Source organism: Pantoea sp. SJZ147, from assembly GCF_007828605.1.
In the GTDB taxonomy this organism is placed as follows: domain Bacteria; phylum Pseudomonadota; class Gammaproteobacteria; order Enterobacterales; family Enterobacteriaceae; genus Pantoea; species Pantoea allii.
On record NZ_VIVB01000012.1, the window covers coordinates 115,752 to 135,049 of the forward strand.

19 protein-coding genes are annotated in these 19,298 nt (G+C 54.2%); 2 read left to right on the plus strand and 17 right to left on the minus strand.

Going from position 1 to position 19,298, the window contains the following annotated elements:
- Positions 1–10: 10 nt before the first annotated feature.
- From FBY13_RS17710 to yceD, 16 genes are all read right to left on the minus strand, one after another.
- Complete coding sequence (locus FBY13_RS17710) at positions 11–382, minus strand: YcfL family protein (protein WP_063879088.1); 372 nt, start codon at positions 380–382, stop codon at positions 11–13.
- Between the two features lie 20 nt (positions 383–402).
- Entirely contained in the window at positions 403–753 is a 351-nt protein-coding gene (gene hinT, locus FBY13_RS17715) for a purine nucleoside phosphoramidase (protein ID WP_063879087.1), read from the minus strand.
- Positions 754–1,219: 466 nt separating this feature from the next.
- Entirely contained in the window at positions 1,220–2,656 is a 1,437-nt protein-coding gene (ptsG, locus tag FBY13_RS17720; RefSeq protein WP_063879086.1) for a PTS glucose transporter subunit IIBC, read from the minus strand.
- Between the two features lie 282 nt (positions 2,657–2,938).
- Positions 2,939–3,736 carry a metal-dependent hydrolase gene (locus FBY13_RS17725; RefSeq protein WP_145394784.1) on the minus strand — a complete coding sequence of 266 codons (798 nt, stop codon included), beginning with the start codon at positions 3,734–3,736 and terminating at the stop codon, positions 2,939–2,941.
- 15 nt (positions 3,737–3,751) lie between these two features.
- Positions 3,752–4,741, minus strand: coding sequence for a DNA polymerase III subunit delta' (holB, locus tag FBY13_RS17730; RefSeq protein ID WP_145394786.1), 990 nt, complete (start codon positions 4,739–4,741; stop codon positions 3,752–3,754).
- Positions 4,738–5,373 carry a dTMP kinase gene (tmk, locus tag FBY13_RS17735; protein ID WP_063879083.1) on the minus strand — a complete coding sequence of 212 codons (636 nt, stop codon included), beginning with the start codon at positions 5,371–5,373 and terminating at the stop codon, positions 4,738–4,740. The genes holB and tmk overlap by 4 nt, the downstream gene beginning before the upstream one ends.
- Positions 5,363–6,382, minus strand: a complete 1,020-nt coding sequence (yceG, locus tag FBY13_RS17740) for a cell division protein YceG (RefSeq protein ID WP_145394788.1) — start codon at positions 6,380–6,382, stop codon at positions 5,363–5,365. Before yceG ends, tmk begins: the two co-directional genes overlap by 11 nt.
- Positions 6,382–7,194 (minus strand): aminodeoxychorismate lyase, encoded by an 813-nt coding sequence (pabC, locus tag FBY13_RS17745; protein ID WP_186440831.1) that lies wholly within the window; start codon positions 7,192–7,194, stop codon positions 6,382–6,384. Before pabC ends, yceG begins: the two co-directional genes overlap by 1 nt.
- Positions 7,195–7,316: 122 nt before the next feature.
- Positions 7,317–8,558, minus strand: a complete 1,242-nt coding sequence (gene fabF, locus FBY13_RS17750; RefSeq protein WP_063879080.1) for a beta-ketoacyl-ACP synthase II — start codon at positions 8,556–8,558, stop codon at positions 7,317–7,319.
- An 85-nt stretch (positions 8,559–8,643) separates the two neighbouring features.
- Positions 8,644–8,880 carry an acyl carrier protein gene (gene acpP, locus FBY13_RS17755; protein ID WP_003849865.1) on the minus strand — a complete coding sequence of 79 codons (237 nt, stop codon included), beginning with the start codon at positions 8,878–8,880 and terminating at the stop codon, positions 8,644–8,646.
- Between the two features lie 153 nt (positions 8,881–9,033).
- Positions 9,034–9,768, minus strand: a complete 735-nt coding sequence (gene fabG / locus FBY13_RS17760; RefSeq protein ID WP_014593428.1) for a 3-oxoacyl-ACP reductase FabG — start codon at positions 9,766–9,768, stop codon at positions 9,034–9,036.
- A gap of 10 nt (positions 9,769–9,778) precedes the next feature.
- Positions 9,779–10,711: an ACP S-malonyltransferase gene (fabD, locus tag FBY13_RS17765; RefSeq protein WP_145394790.1), complete on the minus strand. Its 933-nt coding sequence runs from the start codon at positions 10,709–10,711 to the stop codon at positions 9,779–9,781.
- Positions 10,712–10,727: 16 nt separating this feature from the next.
- On the minus strand, positions 10,728–11,681 hold the full coding sequence (locus FBY13_RS17770; protein WP_145394791.1) for a beta-ketoacyl-ACP synthase III: 954 nt from the start codon (positions 11,679–11,681) through the stop codon (positions 10,728–10,730).
- Entirely contained in the window at positions 11,682–12,722 is a 1,041-nt protein-coding gene (gene plsX / locus FBY13_RS17775) for a phosphate acyltransferase PlsX (protein WP_063879077.1), read from the minus strand.
- Between the two features lie 25 nt (positions 12,723–12,747).
- Positions 12,748–12,918, minus strand: coding sequence for a 50S ribosomal protein L32 (gene rpmF / locus FBY13_RS17780; RefSeq protein WP_013025362.1), 171 nt, complete (start codon positions 12,916–12,918; stop codon positions 12,748–12,750).
- Positions 12,919–12,932: 14 nt separating this feature from the next.
- Positions 12,933–13,454: a 23S rRNA accumulation protein YceD gene (gene yceD, locus FBY13_RS17785; protein WP_063879076.1), complete on the minus strand. Its 522-nt coding sequence runs from the start codon at positions 13,452–13,454 to the stop codon at positions 12,933–12,935.
- 140 nt (positions 13,455–13,594) lie between these two features.
- On the opposite strand from yceD, the gene FBY13_RS17790 reads away from it, so the two are divergent.
- On the plus strand, positions 13,595–14,182 hold the full coding sequence (locus FBY13_RS17790; RefSeq protein WP_145394792.1) for a nucleoside triphosphate pyrophosphatase: 588 nt from the start codon (positions 13,595–13,597) through the stop codon (positions 14,180–14,182).
- Between the two features lie 11 nt (positions 14,183–14,193).
- Here the strand turns inward: FBY13_RS17790 and rluC are convergent, their stop codons facing one another.
- On the minus strand, positions 14,194–15,150 hold the full coding sequence (rluC, locus tag FBY13_RS17795) for a 23S rRNA pseudouridine(955/2504/2580) synthase RluC (protein WP_145394793.1): 957 nt from the start codon (positions 15,148–15,150) through the stop codon (positions 14,194–14,196).
- A 570-nt stretch (positions 15,151–15,720) separates the two neighbouring features.
- Here rluC and rne point away from each other — a divergent pair.
- Positions 15,721–19,026, plus strand: a complete 3,306-nt coding sequence (rne, locus tag FBY13_RS17800; RefSeq protein ID WP_145394794.1) for a ribonuclease E — start codon at positions 15,721–15,723, stop codon at positions 19,024–19,026.
- Positions 19,027–19,298 lie beyond the last annotated feature (272 nt).

Sequence of the window (19,298 nt, forward strand, 5' to 3'; positions counted from 1 at the left end):
GTAACAGTCCTCAGAGATAGATATAGAGACGAACCTTGCTGGCCGTCAGGTTACCCAGTTGCGAGACGGCAGCAATGCTTCCGTTCGGGGGAACCGTGACGATCTGTGCGGGTTCACGCGGCGTTATTTCAAGCCCTTTGTCGTCGTACCAGTAATAACGATAATGCACAACCACCGGCGTTTCACGCTGATTGTAGAGTACGCTGCTGGCGCGTTTCTGACCGTCGTGGTCATCCAGCGTCGGCTCGTCAGTAATAATGCCCGCCGAGAGCACCGAGGACTCCATCACCAGCGACTGCGACGTATTAATCATCGGTTTATCGCTGCTGCAACCGGTAAGGCTCAGCAGCACAACAGGCAGGCAGATCAACCATGAACGCATAGCAAGGTTCCCTTAAGGGATCAGTGTGACAGCATCGGGCCAAGCGGCTTGCCGCCCACCAGATGCATGTGGATATGGTAAACTTCCTGACCGCCATGTTTATTGCAGTTAACGATCAGGCGATAGCCCTGCTCGTCAATGCCTTCTTCACGGGCTATCTTCGCGGCAGCCGTGAACATCCTTCCCAGTGCCTGCTCGTGTGCCGCCTCAACATCATTGGCGGTCGGAATCAGGATATTGGGCACAATCAAGATATGCGTGGGCGCCTGAGGTGAAATATCACGGAAGGCCGTGACCAGTTCATCCTGATACACCACGTCGGCGGGAATTTCACGACGGATAATTTTACTGAAAATCGTTTCTTCAGCCATAGAGCAATTCCTTTAGCCTGGAGGGTAATACCTCAGTATGCGGGAGAAATTCGTTTTCTTTCAACCTCAGGCTGTTTTTTCTTATACCAACTGGCTGTGTTTAACGCATTCCGCGGTTTGCCTGGGCGCGAAAACTATTCCCCCCCTTTTCTCGCCGCCTTCCGCCCTAATTTTCACACTTTCTTTTATTGCCTGCCTGGCCGCTTATTGCTGTCGCGCAGATGGACAGCGATACACAGCAAAATGCGGCGCGGGTGGAAGAAACGGCGACGGCGACCGCAAATTTGCAACTGTTATCGGACCAGCTATTGCAGACCACGGCAAAATTTGTGACTCGCGAAGCCCTCTGATGCCTCTTAGAGCCGTTTAGCACAGCCTTCTTTCAGGCTCATCCAAATGGCAAAAAAAACCGCGTTGAGCAGTGACTCAACGCGGTTATCGCGGTGCAAAACGGCGCTACGCCTTTTTACATACTACGGATGTAATCATCCATATCGGTTTTCAGGTTGTCGGATTTTGTGCCGAAAATCGCCTGAACACCTGAACCTGCCACCACGACGCCACGCGCACCGAGGTTTTTCAGTTCAGTTTGATCCACTTTGCTCACATCGGCGACGCTGACGCGCAGACGCGTGATACAGGCGTCAAGGTTAGTGATGTTCTCTTTACCACCGAATGCAGCCACCAGTTTGCCCGCCATTTCACCGCCGGTCGCTGAAGAAGACTGTTCGCTTGCGCTGTCTTCACGTCCTGGCGTTTTCAGATCCAGCTTAACAATCAGGACACGGAAAACGGTGTAGTAAATTGCGGCATAAATCATACCGACGATAGGGAACAGCCAGATTTTGCTGCTGTTACCACTAAGGACGATAAAGTCGATCAGTCCGTGCGAGAAGCTGGTGCCATCACGCATACCGAGCAGGATACAGATAGGGAATGCCAGACCTGCCAGAAGCGCGTGAATGACATACAGGATTGGCGCAACGAACATGAACGAGAACTCGATTGGCTCGGTAATACCGGTCAGGAACGAGGTCAGCGCAGCGGAGATCATGATACCGCCCACTTTGGCACGGTTCTCAGGTTTGGCGGAATGCCAGATGGCAATCGCCGCGGCAGGCAGGCCGTACATTTTGAACAGGAAGCCACCGGAAAGTTTACCCGCAGTCGGATCACCCGCCATATAGCGTGGGATATCACCGTGGAATACCTGACCTGCGGCATTGGTGTACTCACCAATCTGCATCTGGAAGGGAACGTTCCAGATATGGTGCAGACCAAATGGCACCAGCGCACGCTCTACTACGCCGTAAATACCAAATGCCACAACCGGGTTTTGGTACGCCGCCCACTGGGAGAAGTCCTGAATCGCGGAACCGACCGGAGGCCAGATAAACGACAGTACCAGACCCATCGCAATCGCCGCCAGACCGGAGATAATCGGTACAAAGCGCTTACCGGCAAAGAAGCCCAGATATTCAGGCAACTTAATGCGATAGAAACGGTTGAACATATACGCGGCAATGGAGCCGGCAATAATGCCGCCCAGCACCCCGGTATCGGCAAGGTGTTTCGCCTCAATTTCCGCCGCAGGAAGATGCAGCACTAAAGGTGCCACCACCGCCATGGTTTTCACCATGATGCCGTAAGCGACAACCGCGGCCAGGGCTGAAACCCCGTCGTTGTTGGTAAAGCCCAGTGCCACGCCAATGGCGAAAATCAGGGGCATATTGGCAAAGACCGATCCACCCGCTTCCGCCATGACATGCGAGACCACCGTAGGTAACCAGCTGAAATTGGCTGAACCCACACCTAATAAAATACCGGCGATCGGCAGAACCGATACCGGTAGCATTAGCGATTTACCAACTTTTTGTAAGTTGGCAAAAGCGTTTTTAAACATAGCGTGAAACTCCTGAGTATGTGTGCGTTTTTCGCGCAGCGCGCGTGGTAAAGAGGGAGGTGCTTTACCGGTTGGCGTTATCCGCCATTTTGATTTATTACGAAGGGTAAAATAAATTACCCTTCGTTACTTTGACGGCTATCACGTTTCGCAAATCAGAACGCTAAAGCACGTAACAATAGTGATTTTATTGAGTATTTTTCAGGCAAAAAAATTGACCCTGTATGAAAAAAACAGGGTCAACCAATAATATTTCGTATTTATTACAGCACCTGAAATAAATCAGGATGCGCTGGTCAGGCGGCTCATTGGAATATGAAACAGCTCAGAGAAGTTCCGGGTGGTGGTTGCCGCTAAGGTTTCAATGTCCACGCCCTTTAGCACCGCTAAATAGTCAGCAACATCTCGCGTGTAAGCAGGCTGGTTCTCTTTACCCCGGTACGGCACGGGGGCCAGATAAGGGGAATCCGTTTCGACCAGAATGCGATCGAGCGGTACATAGCGCGCCGCGTCACGAATCTGCTCTGCATTGCGGAAAGTAACAATGCCTGAGAAGGAGATGTAGAAACCCATATCCAGCAGCTTTGCCGCTGTCGCCTGATCTTCCGTAAAACAGTGTAGTACACCGCCACAACGTTCGACCTGTTCTTCCTTCAGGATGGCCAGCGTGTCTTCACGTGCATCACGCGTATGCACAATAATGGGCTTGTTCAGCGCAATCCCGGTACGGATGTGTTCACGAAACGATCGCTGCTGCTGCGCTTTGGTTTCCTGCTGATAGTAGTAATCCAGCCCGGTTTCGCCCAGCGCAACCACCTGAGGGTCGGCGGCCAGACGACGGAATAACTCGACATCATACGGCGCTTCCTGGTTCAGCGGATGCACGCCGCAGGAGAGCGCGATATTTTCACGCTCGCCTACCAGCGCTTTCAGGGTGCTAAAGCCGGGTAAGGTCGTGGCAATCGCCAGCATAAACCGGACGTCACGCGCCGCCGCTTTGGCAATGACATCATCGAGATCGTGATGGTTTTTTTCATAATCCAGGCCATCGAGATGACAATGGGAATCAACAATAAACATATTTTTCTCAGTAAATTAGCCAGGTACGTGGGGCTTCAGATCGTCCGCCCAGCTCAGTAACCGGTCAGTTAACAGGAGTTCACGATTCACTGCCGTAACCTGTAACAACGTTTCACGGCAGCGCATCCAGTCATGGGCGCTGTTATTGAGCGCCGTTTGCGAGAAATGCTGCGCCAGCATCGCTACCACGTCCTGGCGATCCACGTTGGTGAGCCACTGGCTCGCGCCCTGTTGCCATTTCATCGCATCCAGTATTAATGACAGCAGCCAGCCGATACGCGCCGCACCATTGTCAGCGTTCAGCGCTGGCAGCAGTTGCAGAATGTCCTGTTGCAGAGCACTCGCCAGGGAATCGCACAGTTTTTGCCGTGCCTGCCAGAGTCCGTCCTCCAGCAGGGCCAGCGCCGCGCCAGGTGCACCGGCGCTCAGTCGCAGCGCCGCCAGTAAGTTCGCCTCATCATGCGCGCCTTGCTTTCTGAGCCAGGCCAGACTCACGTTTTCGTCCGGCGGTGGCAACGTCAGCACCATGCAGCGGCTTCGTAGCGTGGCCAGCAGGCGGGACGGTTCCCGGCTGCTCAAAAAAAACCAGCTATTCGCCGGCGGCTCTTCCAGGGTTTTCAGTAAGGCATTGGCCGCCGCTTCACTGAGCTGTGCCGCATCCGGTAGCCATACCACTTTGGCCCCGCCCTGCTGCGCATAGTGATACATTTTTTCCGTTACCTGCCGCACGGCATCAATGCCCAATGTGGCTTTGCCTTTTTCTGCTTCCAACCGGTACCAGTCAGGATGGGTATTTGCCTGCATCAGTTGGCAGCCATGGCAGTGGCCACAGCTTTTTAATCCGTCACGGTGCAGACACATCAGCCAGCGGCTTATTCCCCACACCAGCGCGTCATCACCCATACCATCAATCGCCTTAACTAACAGCGCGTGATGGGCACGGCCATCCTGATGCTGACCAATCACCTGGCGATAAGGCTGATTTAGCCAGGGATACCAGTTCATGCCTGCTGTTCCGCCAGCCAGGCCGTCAGGGTGGATTGCAGCGCGCGGGTCACCTGCTCAAGCGGCTGGGTAGCATCGATCGTCAGGATGCTGTCGTCCGCAGCAGCCAGCGCCAGATAGCGATCACGTGTGCGTTCAAAAAAGCGCAGTGACTCCTGCTCAATCCGATCTAATTCCCCGCGAGCGCGGGCACGCTGTAATCCGGTTTCCGGCGTGACATCAAGATACAGCGTCAGGTCAGGACGAAAATCCCCCAGCACCGTATCACGTAAGGTACGCATCAGTTCCGCATCCAGCCCGCGACCACCGCCCTGGTAAGCCTGGGACGAGAGATCATGGCGGTCCCCTACCACCCAGGCACCGCGCGCCAGTGCGGGTTTAATCACCGTTTCCACCAGTTGTACGCGCGCGGCATAAAGCATCAACAGTTCCGCTTTATCGGTGACCTGCTCGCCCGCTATGCCCTGCTTGACCAGCACGCGCAGCTGTTCTGCCAGCGGTGTACCACCGGGTTCGCGGGTAAAGACAATGTCCTCTATGCCACTGGCGCGCAGTGTTGCGACAACCGCATCGCGCGCTGTGGTTTTCCCTGCGCCTTCCAGGCCCTCAATAACGATAAACTTACTGTCCATTTTTTTCCTTTAACTCAAGCCGGTAGGCCTGCACGGCCTTGTTGTGGCTGGCAAGATTAGTGGTGAAGGTATGCCCACCTTTGCCATCCGCAACAAAATAGAGATAGTCGGTTTTTTCAGGATGCGCGGCCGCGATTAAGGAAGCTTTGCCTGGCATCGCGATGGGCCCCGGCGGCAGGCCACTGATGATATAGGTATTGTACGGCGACGGCGTTTCCAGATCTTTGCGCGTCAGCGTGCCAGTATAGGCCGCTCCCATGCCATAGATCACGGTAGGATCGGTTTGTAAACGCATCCCCACGCGCAGACGATTAATAAACACAGAGGCCACTTTGGCCCGCTCTTCGCTTACGCCAGTCTCTTTTTCGATAATCGACGCCATGGTGACCATCTCCTGCTCATTTTTATACGGCAGGTTATCCATCCGGCCCTGCCAGACTTCATCAATAGCCTTTTTCATCCGTTGATGCGCGCGTTCCAGTAAGGCGACATCGCTGGTATTGGCGGTATAAAGGTACGTGTCCGGGAAGAAGCTGCCTTCGAGTTCGTTTTCGTCCAGCTTGAGCGTGCTGGCAACGGTCGCGTACTTGTCGTCCTCCAGCGTATGTTTCACATAGGGCGCTTTGCGTAATTCACTCAGCCACTCTTGCAAACGCTGACCTTCAACAAAGCGTAGCGGGAATTGCGCCTCTTTACCGCTGGCCAGTAGCTCCAGCAAGCTGCGTACCGTCATCGACGGCTCAAGGCGATAGGTTCCGGCTTTAAATTTGGCCAGCTCTGGCTCAAGTTTAAGCAATGCACCAAACCAGATGCTGTGAGGAATGATGTGCTGGCTTTCCAGCTGCGCTTCTAAGGCGACGCGACCGGTCCCTGCCGGCAACGTATAGATCTGTTCCTGGGAAAGGGTTAAGCGGCTGGCAGCGAGTTGTTTCACCTGCCAGTAGCTTACGGCTGCCGCGATGAGCAGGATGACCAGCACGCTCACCATTATTTTTTTGCTTCGGCTCATTATGCTTCCATTATCTTTCTACAGCTTGCCTGTAGCTGGTTAAACAAGGTGCGCTGGTTGAATTCCACCGCATCAAGTTGTCGAACGGATAATACCGGCATCAGCGCATTGCATATGACGATTTCATCAGCTGCCAGTAGCTGCGCTAATCCCGCCTGTACCACCTGACAAATTTGGCCTGCGGCACGCATTTCCGCTATCAGACTCCGCCGCATAATGCCGTCAACGCCCGCCTGATCCAGCGCCGGAGTAAAAAGTGCGCCGCCGCTTCGCCAGAATAAATTAGCCGCACAGCATTCCACCACCCAACCTTCAGTGTCAAGCACCAGCGCCTCATCAGCGTCTGTCTGCTCAAGATGGCCACGAATCATCACCTGCTCCAGCCGGTTCAGGTGCTTAAGACCGGCAAACTGTGGCTGCCGAGCCAGACGTACCGGGCTGACGGCCAGTTTGACGCCGGTTTGCTGTAACCTTGCATAATGCGCTGGCCAGGCGGATACCGAGACGATTCGCGTGGGGCCGCTACAGCCTGTGCGGCTGTAGCCGCGCCCACCGCTGCCGGCGCTGAGGATGACTTTAAGCACTGCCCTGTCATGTCCGCTCGCCGCCTGTTGCATCTCCTGCGCCAGCGCAGACCAGTCAACACCACTCAGCCACAACCGTTCACAGCTTTGCTGCAACCGCTGCATATGCATGTCAAACAGGACGATTTTGCCCTGGCAGACGGCGGCGGTGGTAAAGCAGCCGTCGCCAAACTGTACGGCGCGATCGCTGGCCGCCAGATGGGGTTGTTCAGTGCCGTTTATCCACATTGCCCTTACTCCGGTGTCAGCATGTTGTTCAGCGATGGCCGTGATTTTATCGTTTTTTAAGGGCCACTGAATAGAAAAAAGGCCCGCATTGCGGGCCTTTACAGCAATCATAAACGTGATGTTTAGATTTTACGGAAAATCAGCGAGCCGTTGGTGCCGCCGAAGCCGAAGGAGTTACAGAGTGCGTATTCCAGTCCCGAAACCTGACGTGCGGTATGCGGTACGAAATCAAGATCGCAGCCTTCGTCAGGGTTATCCAGGTTCAACGTCGGTGGAACCGCCTGATCGCGCAGGGCCAGAATCGAATAAATCGACTCAACCGCGCCCGCCGCACCCAGCAGATGGCCGGTCATGGATTTGGTCGAGCTGACCATCACCGTCCTGGCTGCTGCACCAAAAACCGATTTCACGGCCTGGGCTTCTGCTTTGTCACCCGCTGGCGTTGAAGTACCGTGTGCATTGACGTAACCAATCTTGTCTGGCGTCATCTGCGCATCACGCAACGCGTTGATCATTGCAGCGGCTGCACCTGAACCGTCTTCCGGCGGTGAGGTCATGTGATAAGCATCGCTGCTCATCCCAAAGCCCACGATTTCCGCGTAGATTTTTGCGCCACGTTTCTTAGCATGCTCGTACTCTTCCAGTACGATAATGCCCGCCCCGTCACCCAGTACAAATCCATCACGGTCTTTATCCCAGGGACGGCTTGCCGCCTGAGGGTTTTCGTTGCGCGTCGACAGCGCACGCGCCGCGCCGAATCCACCTACGCCAAGTGGCGTACTGGCTTTTTCCGCACCGCCCGCCAGCATCACATCAGCATCGTTATACGCGATGATACGTGCAGCATGACCGATATTGTGCACGCCAGAAGTACAGGCGGTCGCAATGGAAATGCTGGGGCCTTTTAAGCCATACATGATGGTGAGATGACCCGCCACCATATTGACTATCGTGGAAGGCACAAAGAATGGGCTAATTTTACGCGGGCCGCCGTTCACCAGAGAAGTATGGTTGTCTTCGATCAGACCCAAACCACCGATGCCCGAACCAATTGCTGCGCCAACCCGGCCTGCATTTTCATCGGTCACAACCAGACCGCTGTCCTGCATGGCCTGAATGCCTGCCACGATGCCGTACTGAATGAAGTCATCCATCTTGCGTTGATCTTTACGAGAGATAAAGTCATCGCAATTGAAATCTCTTACCAGACCTGCAAAACGTGTTGCATAGGCGCTGGTATCAAAATGGTCGATCAGGTTAATGCCGCTCTGACCGGCAAGGAGAGCACTCCAGGTAGACTCTACGGTATTGCCGACAGGAGACAACATGCCAAGACCAGTCACAACTACACGACGCTTAGACACGTTCGTCCTCCAGGGAGGGATAAAAATGACTATTGAGGGGCAAACATAAAACTCAGGCGGTCAATTGACCGCCTGAAGATATTCATTAGCCTTTATGGCTATTGATATAGTCGATCGCTGCCTGAACGGTAGTGATTTTCTCAGCTTCTTCGTCTGGAATTTCAGTATCAAACTCTTCTTCCAGAGCCATTACCAGCTCAACGGTATCAAGAGAATCGGCACCAAGGTCTTCTACGAAAGATGCAGAGTTGGTCACTTCTTCCTCTTTCACACCCAGCTGCTCACTGATGATTTTCTTAACGCGTTGTTCGATATCGCTCATACTATTTAATTTCCTATCAAAACTCGCTTTCGCGATGGTTTTCGTAGTGTATAAAATGTTGAAAAAGATGCAACAAAATCCCGGCTGGTCGAACCACGATTTTACGCTATTGTGCGGTTTTATCCGCAAATAATGCAAATGATTTCGTAATTATCAGACCATATACATGCCGCCATTGACGTGCAGCGTCTCACCCGTGATGTAGGCTGCTTCGTCAGAGGCTAAGAATGCAACGGCATTAGCAATTTCCTGCGCTTCGCCTAAGCGACCCGCTGGGACCTCCGCCAGAATACCGGAACGTTGATCTTCGTTCAGTGCCCGCGTCATGTCGGTCTCTATGAAGCCCGGAGCCACGACGTTGACGGTAATGCCACGTGACGCGATTTCCCGCGCCAGTGATTTGCTAAAGCCAATCAAACCTGCTTTTGCTGCAGCGTAGTTTGCCTGACCCGCATTGCCCATGGTTCCAACAACAGAACCGATGGTGATGATACGACCCATGCGCTTTTTCATCATGGCACGCATCACCGCCTTAGAAAGACGGAATACCGATGTGAGGTTGGTATCAAGGATATCCTGCCACTCATCGTCTTTCATACGCATCAGTAGATTATCACGCGTAATGCCTGCATTATTGACTAAAATGTCCACTTCGCCAAATTCCGCGCGAATTTTCTCTAAAACACTGTTTACAGAAGCGGCATCCGTCACGTTTAACAGCAGACCTTGTCCTTTATCGCCAAGGTAATCACTGATAGCATCGGCACCACTTTGGCTGGTTGCAGTACCGACCACTTTCGCACCGCGTGCGGCCAGGGTTTCTGCAATCGCACGGCCGATGCCGCGGCTTGCGCCAGTTACCAGCGCTACTTTACCTTCAAAGCTCATGATTTTCCTCTTATTCCTGTGCAAGCGCCGCAGTCAATGACGCAGTATCGTTCACCGCTGCTGCGGACAGGCCGTCTACAATGCGTTTTGTCAGACCGGTAAGGACTTTACCTGGTCCCATTTCAAACAGCTGAGTGACGCCCTGAGCGGCCATGGCCTCGACGCTTTCTGTCCAGCGTACCGGGCTGTAAAGCTGACGAATCAACGCATGACGAATCGCGTCGGCGTCCGTTTCTGCTTTTACATCCACGTTATTAATAACCGGTACCACTGGCGCATTAAAGTTGATGTTTTCCAGCGTCAGCGCCAGTTTATCGGCTGCTGGCTTCATCAGCGCGCAGTGGGAAGGAACACTTACCGGCAACGGGAGCGCACGTTTTGCACCTGCCGCTTTGCAGGCTGCACCCGCGCGTTCAACCGCATCTTTGTTACCGGCGATCACCACCTGACCTGGCGAGTTGAAGTTTACCGGCGAAACGACTTCGCCCTGCGCACTCTCTTCACAGGCTTTTGCAATGGCTGCATCATCAAGACCGATGATCGCCTGCATAGCGCCGGTGCCTTCTGGCACGGCTTCCTGCATCAGTTTACCACGCAGTTCAACCAGCTTGATGGCGTCCGCAAAATCCAGCACGCCTGCGCAGACCAGCGCTGAGTACTCACCCAGGCTATGACCGGCCATCAGGGCAGGCTGTTTGCCACCCTGTTGCTGCCAGACACGGTAGATAGCTACCGAAGCCGCCAGTAGCGCAGGCTGTGTCTGCCAGGTTTTATTTAGCGCTTCAGCAGGTCCCTGGCTGACTAACTGCCACAGATCATAACCGAGGACGTCAGAAGCTTCACGGAACGTGGCTTCAACGGCCGGATAAGCAGCCGCCAGTTCCGTTAACATGCCCACGGTCTGTGAGCCCTGACCTGGGAAAACAAAAGCAAATTGCGTCATTTTCAGTTCCTGTCAATCAAAAGCGAACCAGCGCAGAACCCCAGGTGAATCCACCACCAAAGGCTTCCAGCAAAATAAGTTGTCCGGGTTTGATGCGGCCATCGCGCACGGCCTCATCCAGCGCACTCGGCACAGACGCGGCTGACGTATTACCATGACGATCCAGTGTGACCACCACTTTTTCCATGGTCATGCCCAGTTTTTTCGCCGTAGCGCTAATAATACGCAGGTTAGCCTGATGCGGCACCAGCCAGTCCAGGTCTTCACGCGCAATGTTGTTTGCCTGCAACGTCTCATCAACAATGTGCGCTAGCTCTGTTACCGCCACTTTGAAGACTTCGTTGCCCGCCATCGTCAGATAAGCGGGTTGATCCTGATTTGCACGATCCTGATAAGGCAGCGTCAGCAGTTGGGCATAGCGGCCGTCCGCGTGCAGATGGGTTGAAATGATCCCCTGCTCTTTGCTCTGACCCAGTACCACGGCACCCGCACCATCACCAAACAGGATGATCGTACCGCGATCGTCAGGATTGAGCGTACGCGCCAGGACATCCGCACCGATGACTAACGCATGCTTTACCGCACCATTTTTAATATATTGATCGGCCACGCTTAACGCATAGGTAAAGCCAGCACAGGCCGCTGCAAGATCAAACGCTGCACAATCTTTGATGTCGAGCATCTGCTGAATCATGCAGGCAGAGCTTGGGAAGGCATGACTGGAAGACGTGGTTGCGACAATAATCAGCCCCACATCATTGGCGTCGACGCCTGCCATTTCCAGTGCACGCTGTGCAGCCTGATGCCCCATGCTTGCGACAGTCTCATCCGGAGCAGCAATACGGCGCTCACGAATGCCGGTACGGGTAACAATCCACTCGTCCGAGGTCTCCACCATTTTTTCCAGATCGGCATTGGTGCGGATCTGGCTGGGCAAATAACTGCCCGTACCGATAATTTTGGTAAACATCTAGGCTTTGTCACTCCTGGCTAATACAGCGTCCAGACGGGCGGCAATGCGTTCAGGAACCTGCCGCCTCACCGTCTGCTCGGCCTGATTGATCGCCACGGCAAAAGCATGTTGATTTGCTGCGCCATGGCTCTTTATCACTGTCCCGCGTAATCCTAACAGACAAGCGCCATTGTACTGGTCGGGGTTGAGATGCCCGAAGCGCCTGGCCAAACGCTTTTTAATCCAGCGCCCCAGCAACGTCAGCCACCACGACCGCTTTTCACCTTCCCCTGACGACTTGAACAGGGAAAGAAACATTCTTACTACGCCTTCCATGGTCTTCAGTGTGATGTTTCCAGCGAAACCATCACAGACCAGCACATCCGTTTTGCCAGTCAGTAAATCGTTACCTTCGAGATAACCAATGTAGTTAATCTGCGGCAATGCCTTGAGACTTAACGCCGCATCGCGGATGCTTTCAAGCCCTTTGTGCTCTTCATGACCAATATTGAGAAGTGCCACACGGGGATTCGCAATGCCCAGCACTTCTTCCGCCATAACTGAGCCCATCACCGCAAACTGCACCAGCATCGCACTGTCAGAGTCGACATTGGCACCTAAATCTAAAATGACCGTTTTTCCCTTCTGCTGATGGGGTAAAACGGTCATAAGCGCCGGACGTTTAATGCCGTCCAGCGGCTTAAGTAATAGTGTCGCCAACCCCATCAGCGCGCCCGTGTTGCCGCTGCTGACGCAGGCCTGGGCCCGCCCTTCTTTGACCAACTCTAACGCCACTCGCATTGAACTGCCGCGGCTGTTACGGATGGCTTGTGCGGGTCGCGCATCACTTGCAATAACTGATTCGGCAGGCACAACCTGCAGTCGCTCCAGTAAGGAGGAATCCGCTTTGGCAAGCAATGGCGTGAGAATGTCGGGATCTCCGACAAGAAGAAGGATAATTTCCGAATGAGAGGCCAGTGCCTGCAATGCTGCAGGCACCGTCACGCAGGGGCCGAAGTCCCCGCCCATGGCATCGATAGCCAGGGTCAAACGTGCCAAGGTATCGCCTTGCTAAGCAAAGAACTTACTTAACGATAACCTTGCGACCGCGGTAGTAACCATCCGCAGTGATGTGGTGACGCAGATGAGTTTCACCAGAAACTTTATCTACTGACAGAGTGGCAGTGGTCAGAGCATCGTGCGAACGACGCATACCACGCTTAGAACGGGTGGGTTTATTCTGTTGTACGGCCATGGACCTTACTCCTATTACTTACGCTTTAAACTGGCTAATACGGCAAATGGGTTTGGTTTTTCTGCCTCTGCAGGCAACTGACCAAACACCATGTCCGCCTCGGACACTTCACAGTGTTCAGAATCGTGCACCGGAACCACAGGCAGCGCGAGAATAACTTCATCCTCGATAACTGCCAGCAGGTCGATCTCACCAAACTCGTTGACATCAACCGGCTCGTACGCTTCCGGCAACGCCTCGGCCTGCTCGTCAGACGACACAGGGCTGAAGCAATAGCTTACGTGTACATGATGTGGAAAAACCTGGTTGCAGCGTTGACACCGCAGCGTAACTTGTACTTCAGCAGTACCCGTCAGTACTGCCAGACGCTGGTTATCAACCGCAAACGACATGACACAATCTACATCACTGTCCACACTAACGACCGACTCAGCGACACGCTCAACCTGTTGAGAGGTATAAACACCTTGATAATCGAGGCGTTTCTGAGCGGTGCGGACTGGGTCCAGCGTTAGGGGTAATTTTACCTTTTGCATAGGGCGCGCATATTAACTTTGTAATCACATAGAGTCAAAGAAAAAGGCCGTTAAACAGCATCTTTCAACCACTATTCGCATCCAGTGCGGCGCACAGTTTAAAATGACTGTCACCAATTCGCTATCAATATTGAAAAAAAATGACAGCATCGATTCTTTTAGCATCAACCTCCCCCTTTCGTCAGGCGCTCCTGGCCCGGCTGGGCTTGCCTTTTACGGTCGCCTCTCCCCAAACAGATGAGACGCCGTTAGAGAATGAACGCGCAGAGGCACTGGTGACGCGACTCGCCATCGCCAAAGCGCAGGCGCTGGCCGGAAGCTACCCCAACCACTGGATTATTGGCTCTGACCAGGTGTGCGTACTGGATGATGTGATTACCGGTAAACCCCATACCGAGGCAAACGCGGAAGCACAGTTACGTGCAGCCAGCGGTAACCGCGTCATCTTTTATACCGGGCTGGCGCTATATCACCCTGCCAGCCAGCGCTTAATGCACTGCTGCGAACCTTTCACCGTGCATTTCCGGACCTTAACCCAGCAGGAAATTCGTGCGTATATAAAGAAGGAGCAACCGCTGCAGTGCGCGGGCAGTTTTAAAAGCGAAGGACTGGGGATTTGTTTGTTTGACCGCCTGGAGGGACGCGATCCAAATACGCTGGTGGGCTTACCGCTGATTGCGCTGACCGACATGTTGCGCGAAGCAGGCATCAATCCATTAGAGGACTGATGCCCCGTGCGTCAGCTCTTCTGCTGGCGCAGCTTCGTCAGGCAGTGCTGTAACTTATCATCCAGCGGCGCTTCCATGCGCAGCGTTTCACTGCTGTTGGGATGAGTAAAGGTCAGCGCGGCCGCGTGCAGGAACAAGCGGTTAAGCCCCGTGGAAGCCAGTTGGCTGTCAAACGCCCGATCGCCATAGCGGTCATCAAACGCAATCGGATGACCGGCATGTAAGGTATGCACACGAATCTGATGGGTGCGCCCGGTAACCGGGCTGGCTTTGACCAGCGTGGCACCGTCAAAGCGCTCTTCCACTTTAAAACGGGTTTCTGAAGGCTTGCCTTCTCCGCTCACCCGCACCATGCGCTCACCGCTTTGTAGAATATTTTTCAGCAGCGGAGCCTGAACCACTTTTAAATGTGAAGGCCAGTTGCCCTGTACCAGCGCCAGATAATCTTTCTGCATGCCCTTCTCGCGCAGCTGTTCGTGCAGCGAGCGCAAGGCAGAACGTTTTTTAGCGACCAGTAAAACACCGGATGTGTCCCGGTCCAGACGGTGCACCAGCTCCAGAAAACGGGCTTCGGGACGCAACGCGCGCAGCCCTTCAATCACGCCAAAGCTTAGCCCACTGCCGCCGTGTACCGCCGTCCCGGAGGGCTTATTCAATACCAACAGGTGGTCATCTTCAAAGAGGATGGCGTTTGCCAGCGAAGCCACTTTTGCCAGCTTCGGCGACACGGCTTCGTCATCCCGTTCGGCCACGCGAACCGGCGGGATGCGGACCTCATCGCCCTCTTCAAGCTTGTATTCCGGCTTAATGCGTTTCTTGTTAACCCGCACCTCACCTTTACGCACGATGCGATAAATCATGCTTTTTGGCACACCTTTTAAATGGGTGCGCAAAAAGTTATCAATACGCTGTCCGGCATTTTCAGCCGTGATGGCGACAAATTGTACGCCGGGATTCTCTGTTTTCATGGCGGCGATTCTAAATAGTGTCCCCTGATAGCGCCACCCCTTTTTCTGTGCTTAACTCTCTGCGTCCCCTCAGAACGGGCAATGTGATTGCTGCGATTTGCAGCAGCACTGGCGCACTTTCTGTCGCAGGGTTCTTAAAATGTAAAGAAAATTGATCAGTGAGTTAAAGTCGCCTTGCTATATGAAGGTTAGCAGTGGAATAATGCTTAGGTTTCTTAGCTGAAGATTCAGAGAAGAAAACAGCGAAATTAGTTATTTTGTCGGATTGAGCAGACACGCAGCAATGGCGTAAGACGTAATGCGAAATCAGACAGTTAGCGGGCTGCGGGTTGCGGCCTGGACATGAGATGGAGTGCTCGGGTTTACTGAATTATCTCTCGCATTTCCACTATCTGGTGCTGTTGTTCCTTATGAAAAACAGGCCACCGACGTTATTTGCGCCCCTCGCGCGGTCGATAACCGTGAGGTTGACGACATTGCACTAAGTCACGGGGCCATCGGTTGATACTCGTCCAGGGTAACTATGCCCGCAGCTTTAATCACTCATGAAAGAATAACGAGTACGTCACGATGAAAAGAATGTTAATTAACGCAACTCAGCAGGAGGAGTTGCGCGTTGCCCTGGTTGATGGTCAACGTCTGTACGATCTGGATATCGAAAGCCCAGGACACGAACAGAAAAAAGCCAACATCTACAAAGGTAAAATTACCCGTATCGAACCCAGCCTTGAAGCGGCCTTCGTCGATTACGGTGCAGAACGTCACGGTTTCCTCCCCCTGAAAGAAATTTCCCGCGAATACTTCCCTGCTCACTACAACTCTCATGGTCGTCCGAATATTAAAGACGTGCTGCGTGAAGGTCAGGAAGTGATTGTTCAGATCGATAAAGAGGAGCGCGGCAACAAAGGCGCGGCCCTCACTACCTTTATCTCTCTGGCCGGTAGCTACCTGGTATTGATGCCAAACAACCCGCGTGCGGGTGGGATTTCACGTCGGATTGAAGGTGATGACCGTACCGAGCTGAAAGAAGCCTTGTCGGCACTGGAACTCCCGGATGGCATGGGGCTGATTGTTCGTACCGCTGGCGTCGGCAAATCTGCCGAATCCCTGCAGTGGGATCTCAGTTTCCGCCTGAAGCACTGGGAAGCCATCAAAAAAGCCGCTGACAGCCGCGCTGCGCCTTTCCTGATTCATCAGGAAAGCAATGTAATCGTGCGCGCGTTCCGCGATTATTTACGTCAGGATATCGGTGAGATTCTTATCGATAACCCGAAAGTGCTGGAGCTGGCTCGTCAGCATATCGCTGCCCTGGGTCGTCCGGACTTTACCAGCAAGATCAAGCTCTACACCGGTGAGATCCCGCTGTTCAGCCATTATCAAATCGAATCGCAAATTGAATCCGCTTTCCAGCGCGAAGTCCGCTTGCCTTCCGGTGGGTCGATCGTTATCGACAGTACCGAAGCGCTGACTGCCATCGATATCAACTCCGCACGTGCGACTCGCGGCGGTGATATTGAGGAAACCGCCTTTAATACCAATCTTGAAGCCGCCGATGAGATTGCCCGTCAGTTGCGTCTGCGCGATCTCGGCGGTCTGATCGTTATCGACTTTATTGATATGACGCCCGTTCGTCACCAGCGCGCGGTTGAAAACCGTCTGCGTGAAGCCGTACGTCAGGATCGCGCTCGTATTCAAATCAGCCATATTTCACGTTTTGGCCTGCTGGAAATGTCCCGCCAGCGTCTCAGCCCATCGCTGGGCGAGTCCAGCCATCACGTCTGTCCGCGCTGTAGCGGCACCGGCACCATTCGTGATAACGAATCCCTGTCATTGTCTATTCTGCGCCTGATCGAAGAAGAAGCGCTGAAGGATAACACCAAAGAAGTGCATGCCATTGTGCCGGTTCCGGTTGCCTCTTATCTGCTGAACGAAAAACGTGAAGCAGTGAATGCTATCGAGAAACGTCAGGGCGGCGTGCGTGCGGTCATCGTTCCTGACGACAGGATGGAAACGCCGCACTACTCCGTTTTACGCGTGCGTAAAGGTGAGGAAACCCAGACGCTGAGTTACCACCTGCCGAAGCTACATGAAGCTGAGATGGCGATGCCATCAGAAGAGGAACATGCCGAACGCCGCCGTCCGGAGCAACCTGCGCTGGCAGCGTTTGTGATGCCTGATGCGCCGCCGGCACCTGCGGAAGCCTCTCCGGATGTGGTTACCGCTGCTCCAGCGTCGGTTGCTGAGACCGCCCCTGCTGCTACAGCAGGGCCTGCCAGTGCGGGCCTGGTAAGCCGTTTGTTAGGTGGATTGAAAAAACTGTTTGCTGGCGAACCTGCCCCAGCTGCTGCCGAGCCTGTTGCTGAGGTTTCTGAACCGCAGAAAGCCAGCGAAGAGGAAAATGGCAATCAGCGTGGCGATCGTCGTAACAACCGCCGCAACAACAATCGCCGCGAGCGTACGCCACGTAATGGCGACAGCACGCAGCAGCGTGAATCCCGTGATAACCGCGAATCTCGTGACAACCGTGACGCTCGTGATAACCGCGAGCCTCGCGACAACCGCGAACCGCGTGAAGACAATCGCCGCAACAAGCGCCAGGCACAGCCGAATGAAGCGCGTGACGATCGTCCGGTACTGAGCGACGAAGCCCGTCAGCAACGTGATGAGCAGCAGCAACAGCGCCGCGAACAGCGTGCTGAACGTCAGCGTCGCCGTCAGGAAGAAAAACGCGCCCAGCAGGATGTCAGCACCACGGTTGAAGAAGCCGTTGAGGTTGTAGCCCCGGTCGCTGTGGATGCGCAGGAAGATGAGCGCGTGCAGGTAATGCCACGCCGCAAACCACGTCAACTGACGCAGAAAATCCGCGTTGGCGAAAACACTGACCAGCCTCAGGTGGCAGCTATTGAGTCAGCAGAACCTGCTGAAGCTCGTCAGGTTCAGCCTGTTGTTGAAACCTCGCAGGTTGAGGAGACGGAGGAACATGACGGTCGCGATAATGCCAATATGCCGCGCCGTTCACGCCGTTCGCCTCGTCATCTGCGTGTCAGTGGTCAGCGCCGCCGTCGCTACCGTGATGAGCGTTACCCGACGCAGTCCGCCATGCCGTTAGAAGCCGCCTCGGCTTCTCCTGAAATGGCCTCAGGCAAAGTCTGGGTTCGCTATCCGGTCGCGCAAACCAATGAAGAGCAAACCCTTCAGGACACAGCGAAAACGACGCCAGATTACCACCGCGAAGAAACGGCACCAGCCATTGCACTGCCTGTCGTGACTGATGAAGCCCCTGCTTCCCAGGCTGCACCGGTGCAAATTGCTGAACCGCAGGCTGAAACCCCGGTTACTCTGGTGAATACTGATGATACCCAGGCTATTGAAGCCCCAGTTCATCATGAACCCGCGGTGATTCCAGCCGCCGCTGAAGCCAGTGCTGAAGAGATCGCGCAACAGGCACAGCCTGCTGACGTTGCCGAAGAACCTGAGGTTAACGCACCAACCGCAGTAGCATCAGCCGCAGTAGAAACGGCGCAATCTGCAACGGCAGAACATGCCGGCACCGACGTGAGCGCAGTGACCGAAGCCCAGGTGGAAGAGGTCTTAAACGCGCCTGTCGCCGCTGAGGAAACCCTCACTCCGGTTAGCGAACCTCATGCGCCGGTTGCCGCACGCGATGTTCCTGTAGAGGCGGTTAACGCCAATGTCGAAACGCGCTGGAAGCATTTTGCCTCTGCGCCGATGACTAAGGCACCTGCACCTGCATGGCAACCCGAGCCTGCGCCTCAGAGTGACTGGCAGCGTCCTTCTTTCCAGTTTGATGGCAGAGGATCGGCGGGCGGCCATAGCGCCACCCATCAGGCCACTGCACCTGCTACCAAGCCTTAAGGCCAGGTAACGGTATCGACAAACCCGGCTCCGGCCGGGTTTTTTATTGCCTGTTGTCTGCTGTATTACGAAGAGAAAGCCACTTTTGTACCCTGGCAACTGCATGTGGAAACTCCGGGCTTTATCGCAAGACAGTCAAACCCTCTGCCAGCCTTCATAGCCGTCCATTGCCTGTCCCCTGCAACGGCCTTACTCCTTTCATCGCCAGCGGGCCAGCTCGTCCCCTTATCCCACCAACAGCGTGTCGTTATACCGGGCAGAGGATTTAGCCT